Source organism: Arthrobacter sp. GQ119, assembly GCF_059759125.1.
Genome location: NZ_JCAXEA010000035.1, coordinates 1 through 14,413, shown reverse-complemented (window position 1 = coordinate 14,413; position 14,413 = coordinate 1). Strand labels below are relative to the sequence as shown.

Genomic DNA, 14,413 nt, shown 5'->3' with positions numbered 1-14,413 from the left:
CTGCCGTGCCTATCAAAGCAGCGTCTCCCAGCAGCGGGACGGCGTCTACCGGCATCTTCGCCCGTGCCTGGTCCGGGGAGAAACCTGGGCCCATGGACCACCCGGGCTCCAGACAAAACGGCTGGGCCGGGTCGATCTACGGGGACGTAACCTCGCCGGGAAACGGCAGCGGTACAGGCCGGGTCCCGGTGCTCGCAATGGTCCGCGCACTCTGGTGGAGCGAGCTGTTCCATCCCAATCCTGCCACCGGCCTGCCGGGGACCATCCGGCAGCGCGCGGTTCCGTCGGCCGGGGCCTGCTATCCCGTGCAGCTCCATGTGCTGTGCGGGACGGGCTGCGATGTCCCGCCCGGCACGTACGCCTTCGACGCAGACCGCGGCCTTCTGGTGCGGCGCGGCGAATCCGCTATCGCAGGCAGTGCTGACGGCACCACCGTTGGCTCAGCGATGGGCGCCGTTGTCGTGTTCACCGCACTTCCGCAGCGTACCGCCGCTAAATACCATCACCGCACAATGCCGCTGCTCCTCGCGGACGCGGCCTATGCCGTGGCGGCGCTTGCCCATCATGCCGCGGGCCTGGGAATAGACGCAGAGTGGCTCCCTGGCAACCCGGAGCACCTGGCCGCGGCGCTCGGGCTGCCGGACTATTCAGTGTGGCAGGATCGTTGGCCCGACACCGCGCCCGAGCTTGCACTGGCAGCCGTTGCCCTGAGCGCCGAAGGAACACTGCCCACCCTCGAGCACCTGACTGTGGGCGGCGCCGGAGCGGCACCCTCGCCGTGTGCCGACCGCCGGCCGCGCAGCCTTCCCCTGGCGGCCTGCTGGATCGAAGATTATCGCTCCGGCGTGCCTGGCCGAGCTCTGCCGTTCCAAGGCCTGCCGGGTGTGACAGCAAGCCAACTCGCCCGGCGGCGAAGCGCCGCCGTCGGGCGTCCTTCAGTCCCCACACAGCTCCCGGTGCAGGAATTCGCCGGGTCGCTGCTGGAACAGGCGCTGGCGACGCTTCCGCTCGAGCAACCTGCATCCTGCCGGGCCTTGCCGCTGGACCATGCGGTGCTGCAGGACCCACCGCTCGCCGATCAGTGCGCTGGCCAGCAGTGGATCCGGAACCTGGACGGCATGGTGCTGTTCCAAACGTCCGCGACGCCGGACGCCACGGGGATGTGGTGGGCCTCGTCGCTGGCAGCCCACCTCCTTTACACCGGACTCGCAACCGACGCGCCGCTTCACTTCCGCCCCATCGGCGGCTGGACCGGCACACAGGACGGCTGGACAACCCTGCACGGGCTTGGATTCTCAGCCGCCACCCCATCAGAAAGGACTCCACATGCTGGTCAATAGGAGACTCCTGGCCATGACGGGCGGCCACCGGGGCAGGCTCTCCGCGGTCACGGCCGTCCTGTGCGCCATCACTGCGAGCTACTGGTTCCAGGCCTGGTTCCTGGCACAGGCACTTGGCGGACTGGTGCAGTGGATCGGCAGTACGGAGGCCGACGGCGGCCTGCGGCCAGGCGCCGTGCCGTACCTCGCGGGGGTGCTCGCGTGCGGCCTGGGGCGCCTTCTCCTGCAGCAGCTCCACAGCCGCCTGGCGAGTTCCCTCGGAGCCGCGGTCCGGCTGGACCTGCAGCGTGGCCTGGCCGAACGGCTGCTGCGGCCGGAGCGGCTGAGCGACACCTCCGAACGCGGCGGCGCGCGGCGGCTTGCGCTCAGCGAGGGCGTGGACGGCGTGGACAGCTACATCACCCAGTACATCCCGCATGCCTTCCAGCTCCAGCTCCTGTGCCCGCTGCTGCTGGCCGGACTGGCATGGCTGAACCCGCTGCTTGCCGGGGCCCTGGCCGTGGCCGTGGTCCTGGCCGTTGGCGCACCGCGGCTCTGGGGCAAGCTCCTGGCCAGCCGCGGCAAGCAGCACTGGGACTCATATGAGGCCCTCAGCGCCGACTTCCTCGAAGCTCTTCAGGGCATGCGGACCCTGAAGGTCCTGGACGCCGTACCCCGCATCCGCACGAAGCTGAAGGGCCGCTCGGATGAGTTGCACCGTGCCACCGTAGCCACCATGCGCACTTCGTTGGCAGACACCGCACTGGCGGACTTCGGCATCCAGGCAGGGCTGCTGGCAGCCGCCGCGCTCACCGTCCTGGCCGCCGTCGGGGCCGGGCCGCTGTCTGCCGTGCCGGACCCGGGCCTGACGTATTTCGCCCTGCTGCTGTCCTCGGAGGTGTTCCGTCCCCTCCGTGACCTTGCCCGGCAATGGCATGCCGGGTATTTGGGTTTGTCGGCCCTCGGCAGCATCGATGCAGCGGGTGGTTCAAGCCCAGATGACCGCGACGGCGGGGTCCCGGAGAAGCGTGAGGAAGCGGCCGCCGTCGTGGTTCCGGCTCCCCGCCGTCCCGAGACGCTGACCCTTGACTCCCTCTCCTTCCGCTACGCAGACGACGCCGACTGGGTCCTTCGCGACGCCTCGGCGCGGATCCGGCGCGGCGGCATCACCGCCCTCAGCGGCGTCTCGGGCGCCGGAAAGAGCACACTGTTCGACATCATCCTGGGCTTCCTGCCCGCGGAGGGGAACCGGATGCTGGACGGACGGGCACTGCAGCCGGGCGACGTCAGCGTGGTCTCCCAGCGCAGCTACCTTTTTCCCGGCACCATCCGGGCCAATCTGCTGGCCGTGGCACCGCATGCCACGGACAGTGACCTCCTTCAGGCGTTGAATGCTGCGGGGCTGGGGCACGAGCTGCAGGCCTGGCCCGAGGGTCTGGAGACCGTCCTGGCCGAAGCCGGGGGTTCTGTGTCAGGCGGCCAGCTCCAACGGCTCGCCATCGCCCGCGCTCTGCTGGCCAACCGGCCCGTGCTGCTCCTCGACGAACCCACCTCGGCGCTTAACCCCGGTCTGGCCGCCGAGGTCCTGGAGGGCCTGCGCGAACAAGCCCGGGAACGGATCGTTCTCATGATCGCCCACCGCCCCGAGGCCCTTACCGCTGCGGACACCGTGCTCCGGCTCGAGGGCGGCGTCTTGCACGAAACCCGCCCGGACGAACCAGCAGACCCAGCAACTTCCGGAAGCCTGCTCGAAGGAGCCCCACAGTGAGTATTACAGCCCCGCCTCACGGGCGAAGGTCACCCCTTCTTGCCCTGGTTCCGCATATGGCCGGGGAGTGGACAGGCATGGCCTGGACCGCCGTCGTCGGCATCCTGAACAACCTGGCGCTCATCGGATTGGCCGTCACCGGATCGTATGTAGTGGCGCTGGCCGTGGTCGAAACCGAGGTTGCCGAGCCGGGATGGTGGCTCGCCGGGGCCGCGGCCGTCCTGCTGCGTGCCGTGCTGACCTGGCACGAGATGGACGTATCGCACAGCATCGCCTACCGGATCCTGGCGGCGCTGCGCATGGCGTTGTTTGACGGCTTTGCCCGCGGCGTACCGTCCCGGAAACGAGGGCAGCACACCGGCAAGCTTGCCGCGACAGCCATGGGCGACGTCGAAAAGCTGGAGTTCTTCTACGCGCACACCGTGGCCCAGCTGGCTGGCGCAGCCGTGCTCCTGCTGGGAGGGGTCGCCGTGCTGCTGGCCGTTGGACCCGCCCTGGCCTGGGCCCTCCTGCTGGGGGTCACGGCATTGCTGGCGGTGACCCTCCCGGGCCTGCGGACGGGCACCCTGCTGGGTGGCCGGGTGCAGCAGGCCAAGTCCGAGCTGTCCGTGCTGGCCGTGGACCTGTTGGCGGGCACACGCGAGATCCTCGGCTTCGGGCTGCAGGAACATGCACAGCGCCAGCTGGCGGACCGCACCCGGGCCGTGGACGCCGTGCAGCGGCGGCTCAACGCGGTGCTCGCGCTGGCGGGCTCGCTGCGCGAGCTCTGCATTCTCGGGACCGTGGTGGCCGTCTTCCTGGCCGCGGCGTCTCAGCCCGGCCTAAATCCTGTGTGGCTTCCTGCCCTCGTGGCCGGCACCCTGACCCTGCTGGCACCCGTGGCCGAAAGTGTCGCCACCGTGACCCAGCTGCAGCCGCACCGGGCCAGCGCCCAACGCGTGCTGGAAGGGATCAGTCTGCCAGGCGAGACCCCCGCCGCGGGCACAGCGGCAGCCCTCGAAACGGACGGCCCACTGGGCGTAGAGGTGCGGGACGTGGCATTTACATACGACGGCGGCGCGGCAGCCCTACGCTCCGTCTCCCTGTCCGTGGCACCCGGGGAACACCTGGGGATCAGCGGCCGGTCAGGGGCAGGGAAATCAACCTTGGCCCGACTACTGTTGCGGCTGTGGGCGCCCGACGCCGGAAGCATCTCCCTGGTTTCCCCTACCGGGCAGGCCGTGGACGTCTGGGAACTGGACGAATCCGGGTTCCGGCGCCTGGTGACGCTCGTGGAACAGGACGCCCGCGTCTTCCACGGCACCGTTCTGGAAAACATGCGCCTGGCCGTGCCGGACGCCCAGGAAACAGAAGTGCTCACGGCGCTGGACCGGGCGGGGCTGCCATTGCTCGGGGAACGCTGGGCCGAAGGCATGCATACACTGATCGGCGAAGAGGGCATGAGCCTCTCCGGCGGGGAACGGGCGCGCTTCTGCCTGGCCCGGGCGCTGCTGCTCCAGCCCAAGGTGCTGGTGCTGGATGAAACCACCGCGAGCCTGGACACGGCATCCGAGCAGGCCCTCATGGAAGCCGTGGCCGGGCTGGCCGGTCTGACTACGGTGATCACGATCTCGCACCGGGAATCCACGCTGGCGGCATGTGACCGCAGGGTCGTGCTGGGCGACTGGCCGTCCGGGAGCTACGAAAGCCTCGGCCGGAAGTATCCGGCCGAGGCTCTTCGCTGCTGGTAAACGCTTAGAAGGCGTCGGGGTGCAGCGCCTTGGCGATCTGCTCCACGGCGCGGATGTTGCCCCAGGTGCCGGGCATGACGTCGTCGGAATCGATGGCCACCATCCGGCTGTTCTTCACCGCGGCCACTTCCGGGAACTTCTCCCGCAGGAACGCTCGGGTGGCATCCTCATGAGCCTTGTCCAGCGTGGTGAAAACGATGACCTCCGGGTCCTTTTGGACCAGCGTTTCCGGGGAGATGACGGCCGAGAAGAACTTGGCGAATGCCGGGTCCGAAGGGCTGAAGACGTTCTGGCCGCCGGCGGTCTTGATCATGTCGTACTCAATGCCGGCACCGACCGCCGCCATCGTGTTGCCCTCCACAAACAGCTCGACGACGCTCGGCTGCTGCTTTCCTGCCACGGCCTTCTCCACCCGGGACAACGCCTCGGCGGCTTCCTCGCGGACAGCTTCGGCCTGCTCGGGTACGCCGAACACGGCACCGATATTCTCGATGTCCGTCAGCAGGTCCTTCACCACTGCGCTGCTGCGCCGTTCCAGGCATCCGGCGGTGGCGATGTAGGACTCTGCGCCGGACTGCTTCAGTTGCTCTATGCTGGCAAAGCCCTGCTCCGCTGTGAACTCATAGCCTGTGGGCGAGTAAACGAAGTCCGGGCTCACGCCCAGCAGGACTTCCCGCGACGGCGGCATCTGTTCGCTCAGCTGCTTGACCTTGCCGCTGGCCTTGAGCTCCGGCACCAGTTCTTCGCCCTTCGTCTGGGCCTCAGCGACTACCTTGTCGGCCAGGCCCAGCTTGACCATGAGCTCCGACTGCCCGGGTGTCATGGCCACTGCGCGCTGCGGCACAGCCCCGAAAGTCAGTGAGCGTCCGCAGTTCTGAATGGTATCTGCGGCCTTGCCTGGCACTTCGGCGGAGGCGGTGGGCGTGACGGCCTGCCCGCAGCCGGCCAGCAGGGTGCTGCCCAAGACCAGGGAACCGAGCAGTGCAGCGGTTTTGGACGGGGTGATGGGTTTCTTCAAGGATTGCCTCCGGTGTTGGTGGTTCAGGGGGACGCGGCGGAATGTACCGCGGGAATCTTCGATGGGGCCGCCACTGCGATCAGGGCACGGCCGGTCAGAGGGTGGACGAGTTTCCTGGAGCCCACCCCGAAAGTGCTTCGGATCAGGTCTTCGTCCAAGACTTCGTCGGGCCGGCCAAAAGCCTGCAGCCGGCCGGCCTGAAGCACGGCCACGTGGTCACAGAACTCGGCCGCCAGGTTAATGTCATGAAGCGCCGCCAAAACGGTCAGGCCGCGTCCACTCACCAGCTGCATGAGCTCGAGTTGGAAGGCAATGTCCAGATGGTTGGTGGGTTCATCCAGCACCAGCACCGGGGATTCCTGCACCAGCGCGCGGGCCAGCAGGACCCTCTGCTTCTCTCCACCGGACAGCCCTGCGAAGTAGCGATGCCCCAGAGCGGAGGCGCCGACGTCGTGCAGTGCTTCCTCCATCAGCCCGAGGTCCCGGGCTGAATCGGCGCCAAAGCCGCGCTGGTGCGGCACCCGGCCCAGCATCACCACCTCGCGGGCTGTCATGGGGAACTCCTGACTGGACTCCTGGGCCATCACGGCAATCCTCAGGGCCGCTTCGCGGGCGCTGAGCCGGGCGATGTCATCGCCGTCCACCCGCACGATTCCGGCGGATGGCTTGTTGACCCGATACAGGGTGCGCAAGAGCGTTGATTTGCCACAGCCATTGGGGCCAAGGATGCCCAGCACCGAGCCGGACGGGACGTTGAGGCTGATGTGGTGCACGATCGTGGTGCCGCCAAGCGAGACGCTGACATTCTCGAAACTGACCTTCACCGGTTCACACCGGCCCGGTTCGCTCCGCCGCCGCGCATCAGCCACAGGAAGAATGGAGCCCCGACGGCGGCTGTCAGGATGCCAATTGGGATCTCTGCCGGCTGGGCCACTGTACGGGCGAGGAGGTCCGTGAGCATCAGGAACAGGGCTCCGCCAAAAATGGTGACAGGCAGCATTCGCCGGTGGTCGGACCCGACCGCCATCCGCGCGGCGTGCGGGACCACCAAGCCCACGAAGCCGATACCGCCGCACACAGCCACGGTGGTCGCGGTCAGCAAGGCGGTGGCGAGGAGCAGCGTGCGGCGCATCGCCTCGACGTTGACACCCAGCGCCATAGCAGCTTCGTCCCCGGCAAGCAGCGCGTTCAGCGCACGGGACCGAAGCATGGCGTAGACGCCGACGGCGCAAAGACTGAGTCCGGGCAAAAGCAACTGCGGGTATGTGGCTGCGGAGACGCTGCCAAGCAGGAAGAAGAGCACGCTGTACACGTTCTGGGCATCCGTGGTGATGGTGAGAAAATTCGTAACTGCGGACAGCAGCGAACCGAGCGCTACGCCTGCCAGGATCAAGCGGGAAGGGGCGATGATCCCGCCCTGCTTCGCGAGCAGGTACACCAGGACTGTTGCACCGGTGGCTCCGGCGAAGGCAGCAGCGTTGAGACCGATGCCGGCAACAGCCGTGGAACCAGCAACAATCGCGACCACGGCGCCGACGCCCGCCCCGGCCGAAACGCCCAGGATGTAGGGCTCGGCGAGTGGATTCCGTACGTTCGCCTGCAGCAGGGCACCGGCCAACGCCAGGCTAGCCCCGGCAGTCCCGGCCAGCAGGGCCCGGGGCAGGCGAAAGTTCCATACAGCCTGGTCCTGCGCCACAGACAACGAGCCGTCCGCCATCCACGGCACACCCGGGACGAGGTGGCCGATCACGACCTGCCACGACTGGCCCAGACTCGTCTCCAGCGGCCCCACGCTGCCGGAAACCACTAGAACAAGCACTATGCCGAGCAACAGGAGAGAAACGAGAGACCGCTCCAGAAAGCGTGGTCTCCGCAGGGCCCGCAATCCAGCCAGACCCGTGGCAGGGCGGGAAACTTGTGGTGCCAACTCAGCCGGCATAGGAGACTCCAATCACGCCCGCCAGCCTATCGCAAATGAGAATCATTAGCATAATGCCCAGCTGAACCTGGGGCGGTGGGATCGTATAGTCCCCTAATTTCTTTGTTGCGAATGATTATTGATATCTTTTACGGGCCCGCTCTGCCATAATCTCCCACTCTTGAAAGAACTTTCATGACATCTGCCCTCGTGGTGCGCAATCTGACCGTGTCTTTGCGGGGTCGGGCCCTTGTTTCCGGGGTCTCCTTCCGGATTGCCCCCGGTGAGCGCGTTGCCCTGCTGGGTGCATCGGGTTCGGGTAAGTCTTTGACGGCGTCCGCTGTCCTGGGGCAGCTTCCGGGCGGGATGACCGTCGGAGGATCGATGCAGGTCAATGGCAGGGAAGCGGTGTTGGGCCGGCGCAGGCTGGACGGGACCGGGGACTTCGCCGCGGTTCACCAGGACCCTGCTACTGCGCTGAACCCGATGGTCAGGCTTGGCCGCCAGCTGGCTTTTCCGATGCTGAAGGCCGGCCTTTCCGGTGCTGAGGCGCGCGAACGCGCGGCGGATCTGCTCATGTCCGTCGGCCTTACGGATCCGGAGCGGGTGCTGTCAGGCTACAGCGGCGAGCTCTCCGGCGGCCAGCTGCAAAGGGTCTGTATCGCGCTGGCCCTCGCGCGCCGTTTCACTGTCCTGATCGCGGACGAACCAACGACCGCTTTGGACATCATCAGCCAGGCCCAGGTTCTGGAGGCGCTCAGGCGCAGTACCGGCAGTACCGGGGCAATGCTGTTCATTACCCATGACCTGGCGGTCGCCGCATCCCTGTGTACGCGTGCACTGGTGATGCAGGCCGGTGCGATCGTCGAAGAGGCACCCATGGACCAGCTCCTTGCCAGGCCCGGGCACAGCTATACGCGGCAGCTCGTGGAAGCTGCAGAGGCCAGCACCCAGGTCTTCGCCGCGGGGGCAGGAGCATGAGCACCGAACTGCGGGGCATAAACCTCAGCCACAGCTACCGCAGTGGCGGTCCATGGAAGTGGGCCCGGACGGTGGAGGCGCTGAAGGACGTGTCCCTGTCGGTGACTGCCGGACACAGCACCGCATTGGTGGGAAGCTCCGGCTCCGGCAAATCCACCTTGCTGCGCACCCTCCTGGCTTTGGAAGACCCCACGGCCGGCACCGTAGAGCTTGACGGTGTCCCCGTCAGGGCCGGATCCGTGTCGTCACTGCGGTGGTACCGCCGGATCGTGCAGTACGTGCCTCAGAACCCGGCCGGCAGCCTTGACCCGCGCATGAGCGTGCACCAGCTGCTCCTTGAACCCCTGCAGCAGCTCCGGATCCGCGGAGATCACCACAGGATGGTTCGGGAAGCTCTGGAACGAGTGGACCTGACCCCTGACCTCAATGGCCGCCGGCCTGGGGAACTATCCGGGGGCCAGAACCAGAGGGTGGCCATCGCCCGGGCACTGGTGACCTCACCACGATTTCTGCTCGCCGACGAACCGGTCAGCGGGCTTGACCTGCCACTGCGGGAAACGGTCCTGGCCCTGCTGGACCGGCTGGTCACCAGGGACGGGCTGGGGCTGCTCTTCGTCTCGCATGATCTGGCCGCGGTCGCTCAACTCTGTACTCGGACGGTCGTCCTTTCCTCGGGGCAAGTCATAGAGCAGGGTGCCACCTCCAAGTTGCTGGCAAACCCCCGGCACCCGTATACCAAGGAGCTCATCGCCGCCATTCCACGTCTTCCCGCACCCAGGTCAGCCGCTGATGCCACCAGCCATTACAGGGCCCAGGCCTCATAACGGGCGCCCCGCAACGTGTGGCCGCACGACCTCCCGGCCGCTCCAACAGCAAAAAATTCCACCAACGAAAGACAGGTAGCAACCCATGGCCAGATCACGCCCAAAGACAGGTGCCGCGCTCCTCTTGGCAGCAGCGGTGACCGTCAGCCTCAGCGGATGCTTCTCCGCAGCCGAAAGTGCGCCGGCAGCAGATGGCGCAAGTGCCGATGCCCGCATTAAGGTGGCTATGCTGCAGCCGCCCCGTTCCGGACTCACGCCCCTTAGCGATGATGCCTTTAAGCTTTCCCGCTGGAAGACCGCCGAAACCCTTGTCGTCCTTGATGCGTTGGGGGATGCCAAGCCCGCCCTTGCTACAGCCTGGGAGCAACTTGATGGCAGGAGCTGGCGCTTCGAAATCCGGACCGGCGTCACGTTCCACGACGGCACTGCCCTTACCGCGGAACAGGTTGCAGCCTCCCTGACGGCCGCGGCCAATGCCAGCCCGAAGCCGCGGATCCTGGACGGTGTCCGGCTCACCGCGACCCCGGACGGTGACAACGCTGTACGCATCACCACCGGAACTGATGATCCGCTGATCCCGCAGCGCCTGTCGAGTCCGCAGCTGTCCATTCTGGCAGCTTCGGCTTACAAATCCGGGGGCGTGGTCAGCCCCATCAACGCCGGCACCGGCCCCTACGTCCTGACAGCGGTGGACGGAACCACGTCGGCGACGTTGAACCGCTTCGACGGCTACTGGGGTGAAAAGGCGGCCAGCAGCGGCCTGGATGTCCAGTTCGTTCCCGACGGCACCGCACGGGCCGCAGCCTTGAGGACCGGAACCGCCGACGTCATCGAAGCGATCCCCGTCGGGCAGGCAGGCCAGATCGACCCGGCGCTGGTCCACGAAGTGCCGATGCCGAGGACCAACACCCTGTACCTCAACAACGAGTCAGGGCCGTTCTCGGACCCCGCCGTCCGGGCAGCAGCCCGCGAGGCGATCGAGCGGGCCACCATCGTCGAACGCGTCTATGAAGGACGCGCCGATGCAGCCGGTGGACTGCTTGGCCCGGCGCTGCCCTGGGCGGCAAAAGAACGCGAAAATGCTTCCTACGCCGAGACGCTGATCAAGCGGCCCGCAGCCGCACGTGTCAACGGGGTCCGGATCAGCCTTGGCACCTTCACGGACCGTGCCGAACTGCCGGAGGTCGCCGTGCAGATCGAACAACAGCTCGAAGCAGCCGGATTCATCGTGGAACAGGATGTGCGCGAATACCAGCACATCGAGTCCGACGCCCTGGACGGCAAATTCGACGCCTTCATCCTCTCCCGGGCCACCGTCCTGGACTCCGGTGACCCGGTGGCGTACCTCTACAGCGATTTCTCCTGCAACGGCTCGTTCAACATCTCCCAGTTCTGCAACCCGGACGTGGACGCAGCACTGGTCAAAGCTGCCGCGATACCGGCAGGGCAGGAGCGCCGAGCGGCCATTGCCGCGGCCGAAGCCTTGATCCTGGCCAACGATGCCGTCGTGCCGCTGCTGCACGAACGGGTCATCCAAGGCGAATCCGCCAAAGTCCGCGACGTGGAACGTGACCCCCGTGAACGTGCGCTGATCACCAGCAAAACGGGGATCTCGGGATAATGCGCTGCCCGGCCTTCATCAAAACGGGCATCTCCCGCATTCTGGCGCTCGCTGCGATGGTCATGTTGATCGGTCTCTTGCCCTGGCTGTCCGGGCAAAGCCCGGAATACACCGTCCTGCGTGCCAGGTACGCGGACCGGGAAGCCACCGATGAAACGCTGGCCATGATCCGCGCCGAACTCGGGCTGGACCAGGGGCCCTTCAATATCTTCCTCGGCTGGCTCGGCGGAGTTCTCCGCGGGGACTTTGGAACCTCCTGGATCTCCAACACGCCCGTCGGGCCTGGAACCATGGCTGCGCTGGGCGTCTCCATCACCCTTATGGCCTTCGCCGTTGCAGTGGCGGCGGTGGTAGCCGTCCTGCTGTGCATCCCCACCGTGGTCCGTGGCCTGGCAGGAAAACCCGGCCGCGGATCCGGTGTCGTCGCAGCGGCCCTGACCTCCCTTCCTGAATTCCTGCTCGCCGCCATGCTGCTCGTCATTGGCGCGGTCTGGCTGGGCTGGTTCCCCCCTTACGGCTGGCAGGGACTCCACCAGGCAGTGCTGCCGGCGCTGGCCCTGGGCCTGCCGGCCGGCGGCCTGATCGGCAGACTGCTGTCCGACGCGATCAGCACAGCTTTCGAAGAAAAATGGACGGCAACTTGGGCCATGGCAGGTGCCAGCCCAGCGCAGATCACCGCCGCCGTGCTGCGCCGGGCCCTGCCGGCCGTGCTCAACCAGACCGCGCTGACGGTTATCGGCCTCACCGGCGGAGCGGTCGCGGTGGAGAAAGTGTTCGCGATTCCCGGGCTTGGCCGGGCCATCCTGGGAGCAGCCAACGCCCAGGACATCCCGGCCCTGCAAGCAGGAATCCTGGCACTCCTGGCTCTGGCCGTCGCAGTAGGTTCCATGGCCGCGGCAGCACGCTACGCACTGCTTGGTGCCGCGCTTCGTTCCGGCACGATGCCCGTTGCGGGGCATCCCCGCACCTCGAGACGGCGTGAGGCCGCGGTGCCTCTCATTTGCGCAGGAGCGCTGGCGGCCGTCATCATCGCAGGGCTTCTGCGTGACCCCTTCAGCTCCAATCACCCCAGACTCGCCGCCCCCACTTTGCTGTTGCCCTTTGGTGCAGATGCCAGCGGACGCGACCTGCTGGCACGTGTAGGCCACGGATCCATCGCCACCCTGGGAACTTCACTGCTGGTGGTCCTGGCCTGCCTGGCCATCGGCATCATCATCGGCCTGTTCCCGCTCGCGGCAACAGGGCCTCTGGAAGTAGCCAACGCCACGCCTCCCATTCTCGTCGGGCTGATCGTGGCAGCCATCACCGGCCCTTCCGCCCATGGCGCGGCGATCGCGGTGACCCTGGTAGGTTGGGCGCCGCTGGCCGCGCACACAGCCGCCCTGGCACATGAAGCCAGGGCAGAACCGTACGTAAAGATCCTTCCGGTCCTGGGTGTTGGCCGGGTCCGTGTGCTTTGGCGCTACATCCTTCCCGCAGTCCTTCCCCCGGTATTCAGACACGCCATGCTTCGGATACCGGGAATCGCCCTCGCCTTGGCCGCCCTCGGCTTCCTTGGACTCGGGCCGCAACAGCCCTCCCCGGAATGGGGACTGATCCTTGCTGAAGGAATCAACTACGTCGAGCGCGCACCCTGGGCCATCCTCGCACCAGCCACCGCGCTGGCCCTGGCCTCAATCCTGGCCGTCTCACTCTCAAGCCTGGGCACGATGCAGCCGGCAAAGCCCCACTGGTTGTCCCGACAGAGGGCATCCCTGTCCACATCAGCATCCGGCTCCTGACTACATGTCGGACAGTTGATCCGCCTCATCGCGCCTCCGGACACGGCCTGCACCGATTCGATGGCGCCGAGCCGGCAGTGCGTCGCACGCGGCGTCAGCGGTGGGCTGGGTGTGCGTCACCCGCAGCACTGCTGCAGTGACGACGACGGCGGGACTCCGGGGAAGGCATAGTCCCATTAAGTACTGTGGCGCCACTCTTGTCACGCTGGAAGCACTGTTCACACCAGCAACGGCCGCGGGAAAATTCTCCCGATTTTGCGGAATTCCGAGGCAAACGAAAGCGTTACCTCAGTAACGCCCCAAGCTGCTGGGGAGCCTGCGGGCGGCGAACGAAAGGAATGGGCGATGGACGCCGTCGGCCGCTACACCCCAAGCGGTTCCGGCAAGGGACAGGCTCCGCACCCCTGGAGCCGGTACGTAGCCGTGGGAGATTCATTTACCGAAGGTGTGGGAGATCCCGAAGAGCGCAGCCCCGGCGGGCTGCGCGGCTGGGCAGACCGCGTGGCCGAAGAACTGAGCGCGGGCCGCGAGGACTTTTCCTACGCCAACCTGGCCGTGCGCGGCCTGCTGCTCCAGGAGATCCTGGACCGGCAGACGGAGCCGGCACTCGCGCTCAAGCCGGACCTGATCACCCTTTCCGCCGGCGGAAACGACATGGTGTTCCACAACAGCAATCCGGACAAACTTGCTGCCCGGCTGGACGCCGGAGTGGAGCGGCTGAGCACCACCGGGGCCACCATTGTGCTCTTCACGGGTCCGGACTGGTGGCACACGCCCGTCCTGGGCCGGAACCGGGCCAGGGTGGCCATTTACAACGAGAACCTGCGTGCCATCGCCTACAAGCACCACTGCCTTGTTGCCGACCTGTGGGCCCTGCGCGAACTGAGGGATCCGCAGATGTGGGACCCGGACCGGCTGCATTTCTCGCCGCTGGGGCACCACACGATCGCCATGATGGTGCTGGACACCCTGAACGTGCCCCACACCCTCCAGCCGCTGGAGCCACGGGAACTGCCGGAGCGGAGCTGGCGGCAGGCCGGAGCCGGTGACCTGGTCTGGGCGAAGACCTACTTCCTGCCGTGGGTGCTGCGGCGGCTCCAGCAAGAGCCGCCGCTTCTCCGGCGCATCTTCGGGCGGCGGCCCGAGGTGCTGCGGCCGAAGCGGCCGGCGGCCGCGCCGGTGTTGTCTGCCGGGAAGCACCCGCAGAGGCAGCTGCAGAAGCCGGCGGCGCCGGCGCGCGGGCCCGTCCGCCAGGAGGCGGAGTATCAGGACGGGCTGAAACAGGCCTAGGTGTATTAGCCACAGACGTTAGTGACGGTCGGCGTGGTGTGGTGACATGAAGAAGACCTCCGAGTGGAGTGGGGCTTGTCTAAGAGTCCAGTTCCACAAACGGAGGTCTTCAATGCCCCACCCTAATGCTTTTCTGGGCCCTCGTGGCCGTCTCGCGCTGGCT

11 protein-coding genes are annotated in these 14,413 nt (G+C 66.9%); 8 read left to right on the top strand and 3 right to left on the bottom strand.

Features of this window, described 5'->3' with window-relative positions:
• The first annotated feature begins 5 nt into the window (after positions 1 to 5).
• From AC6CH3_RS22275 to AC6CH3_RS22265, 3 genes are read left to right on the top strand one after another with little or no spacing between them, the layout of a single operon-like run.
• Positions 6 to 1,340: a nitroreductase family protein gene (locus AC6CH3_RS22275; protein WP_498134499.1), complete on the top strand. Its 1,335-nt coding sequence runs from the start codon at positions 6 to 8 to the stop codon at positions 1,338 to 1,340.
• Positions 1,327 to 3,087: an ATP-binding cassette domain-containing protein gene (locus tag AC6CH3_RS22270; protein WP_498134498.1), complete on the top strand. Its 1,761-nt coding sequence runs from the start codon at positions 1,327 to 1,329 to the stop codon at positions 3,085 to 3,087. Before AC6CH3_RS22275 ends, AC6CH3_RS22270 begins: the two co-directional genes overlap by 14 nt.
• A complete protein-coding gene (locus tag AC6CH3_RS22265) occupies positions 3,084 to 4,817 on the top strand; it encodes an amino acid ABC transporter ATP-binding/permease protein (protein WP_498134497.1) in 1,734 nt (577 codons plus the stop codon). Before AC6CH3_RS22270 ends, AC6CH3_RS22265 begins: the two co-directional genes overlap by 4 nt.
• Positions 4,818 to 4,821: 4 nt before the next feature.
• Here AC6CH3_RS22265 and AC6CH3_RS22260 read toward each other — a convergent pair whose 3' ends face one another.
• Genes AC6CH3_RS22260 through AC6CH3_RS22250 form a run of 3 tightly spaced genes read right to left on the bottom strand, consistent with a single transcriptional unit; the run spans position 4,822 to position 7,642 of the window.
• On the bottom strand, positions 4,822 to 5,835 hold the full coding sequence (locus tag AC6CH3_RS22260; RefSeq protein WP_498134496.1) for an ABC transporter substrate-binding protein: 1,014 nt from the start codon (positions 5,833 to 5,835) through the stop codon (positions 4,822 to 4,824).
• A 23-nt stretch (positions 5,836 to 5,858) separates the two neighbouring features.
• Positions 5,859 to 6,659: an ABC transporter ATP-binding protein gene (locus AC6CH3_RS22255; protein ID WP_498134495.1), complete on the bottom strand. Its 801-nt coding sequence runs from the start codon at positions 6,657 to 6,659 to the stop codon at positions 5,859 to 5,861.
• Positions 6,656 to 7,642 (bottom strand): FecCD family ABC transporter permease, encoded by a 987-nt coding sequence (locus AC6CH3_RS22250; protein WP_498134494.1) that lies wholly within the window; start codon positions 7,640 to 7,642, stop codon positions 6,656 to 6,658. The genes AC6CH3_RS22255 and AC6CH3_RS22250 overlap by 4 nt, the downstream gene beginning before the upstream one ends.
• A gap of 306 nt (positions 7,643 to 7,948) precedes the next feature.
• Here AC6CH3_RS22250 and AC6CH3_RS22245 point away from each other — a divergent pair, with 306 nt between their 5' ends.
• From AC6CH3_RS22245 to AC6CH3_RS22225, 5 genes are all read left to right on the top strand, one after another.
• The gene (locus AC6CH3_RS22245) at positions 7,949 to 8,734 is read left to right on the top strand and encodes an ATP-binding cassette domain-containing protein (RefSeq protein WP_498134493.1); all 786 of its coding nucleotides are present in this window, start codon (positions 7,949 to 7,951) and stop codon (positions 8,732 to 8,734) included.
• Positions 8,731 to 9,558, top strand: coding sequence for an ABC transporter ATP-binding protein (locus tag AC6CH3_RS22240; protein ID WP_498134492.1), 828 nt, complete (start codon positions 8,731 to 8,733; stop codon positions 9,556 to 9,558). The genes AC6CH3_RS22245 and AC6CH3_RS22240 overlap by 4 nt, the downstream gene beginning before the upstream one ends.
• A gap of 85 nt (positions 9,559 to 9,643) precedes the next feature.
• Complete coding sequence (locus tag AC6CH3_RS22235) at positions 9,644 to 11,179, top strand: ABC transporter substrate-binding protein (RefSeq protein ID WP_498134491.1); 1,536 nt, start codon at positions 9,644 to 9,646, stop codon at positions 11,177 to 11,179.
• Positions 11,179 to 12,960: an ABC transporter permease subunit gene (locus AC6CH3_RS22230; protein ID WP_498134490.1), complete on the top strand. Its 1,782-nt coding sequence runs from the start codon at positions 11,179 to 11,181 to the stop codon at positions 12,958 to 12,960. Before AC6CH3_RS22235 ends, AC6CH3_RS22230 begins: the two co-directional genes overlap by 1 nt.
• Positions 12,961 to 13,305: 345 nt before the next feature.
• Complete coding sequence (locus AC6CH3_RS22225; protein ID WP_498134489.1) at positions 13,306 to 14,250, top strand: SGNH/GDSL hydrolase family protein; 945 nt, start codon at positions 13,306 to 13,308, stop codon at positions 14,248 to 14,250.
• Positions 14,251 to 14,413: the final 163 nt, after the last annotated feature.

Coding starts and splice junctions, on each gene's coding strand:
- AC6CH3_RS22270 (WP_498134498.1), top strand. CDS start 1,327: ATGCTGGTCAATAGGAGACTCCTGGCCATGACGGGCGGCCACCGGGGC.
- AC6CH3_RS22245 (WP_498134493.1), top strand. CDS start 7,949: ATGACATCTGCCCTCGTGGTGCGCAATCTGACCGTGTCTTTGCGGGGT.
- AC6CH3_RS22240 (WP_498134492.1), top strand. CDS start 8,731: ATGAGCACCGAACTGCGGGGCATAAACCTCAGCCACAGCTACCGCAGT.
- AC6CH3_RS22235 (WP_498134491.1), top strand. CDS start 9,644: ATGGCCAGATCACGCCCAAAGACAGGTGCCGCGCTCCTCTTGGCAGCA.
- AC6CH3_RS22230 (WP_498134490.1), top strand. CDS start 11,179: ATGCGCTGCCCGGCCTTCATCAAAACGGGCATCTCCCGCATTCTGGCG.
- AC6CH3_RS22225 (WP_498134489.1), top strand. CDS start 13,306: ATGGACGCCGTCGGCCGCTACACCCCAAGCGGTTCCGGCAAGGGACAG.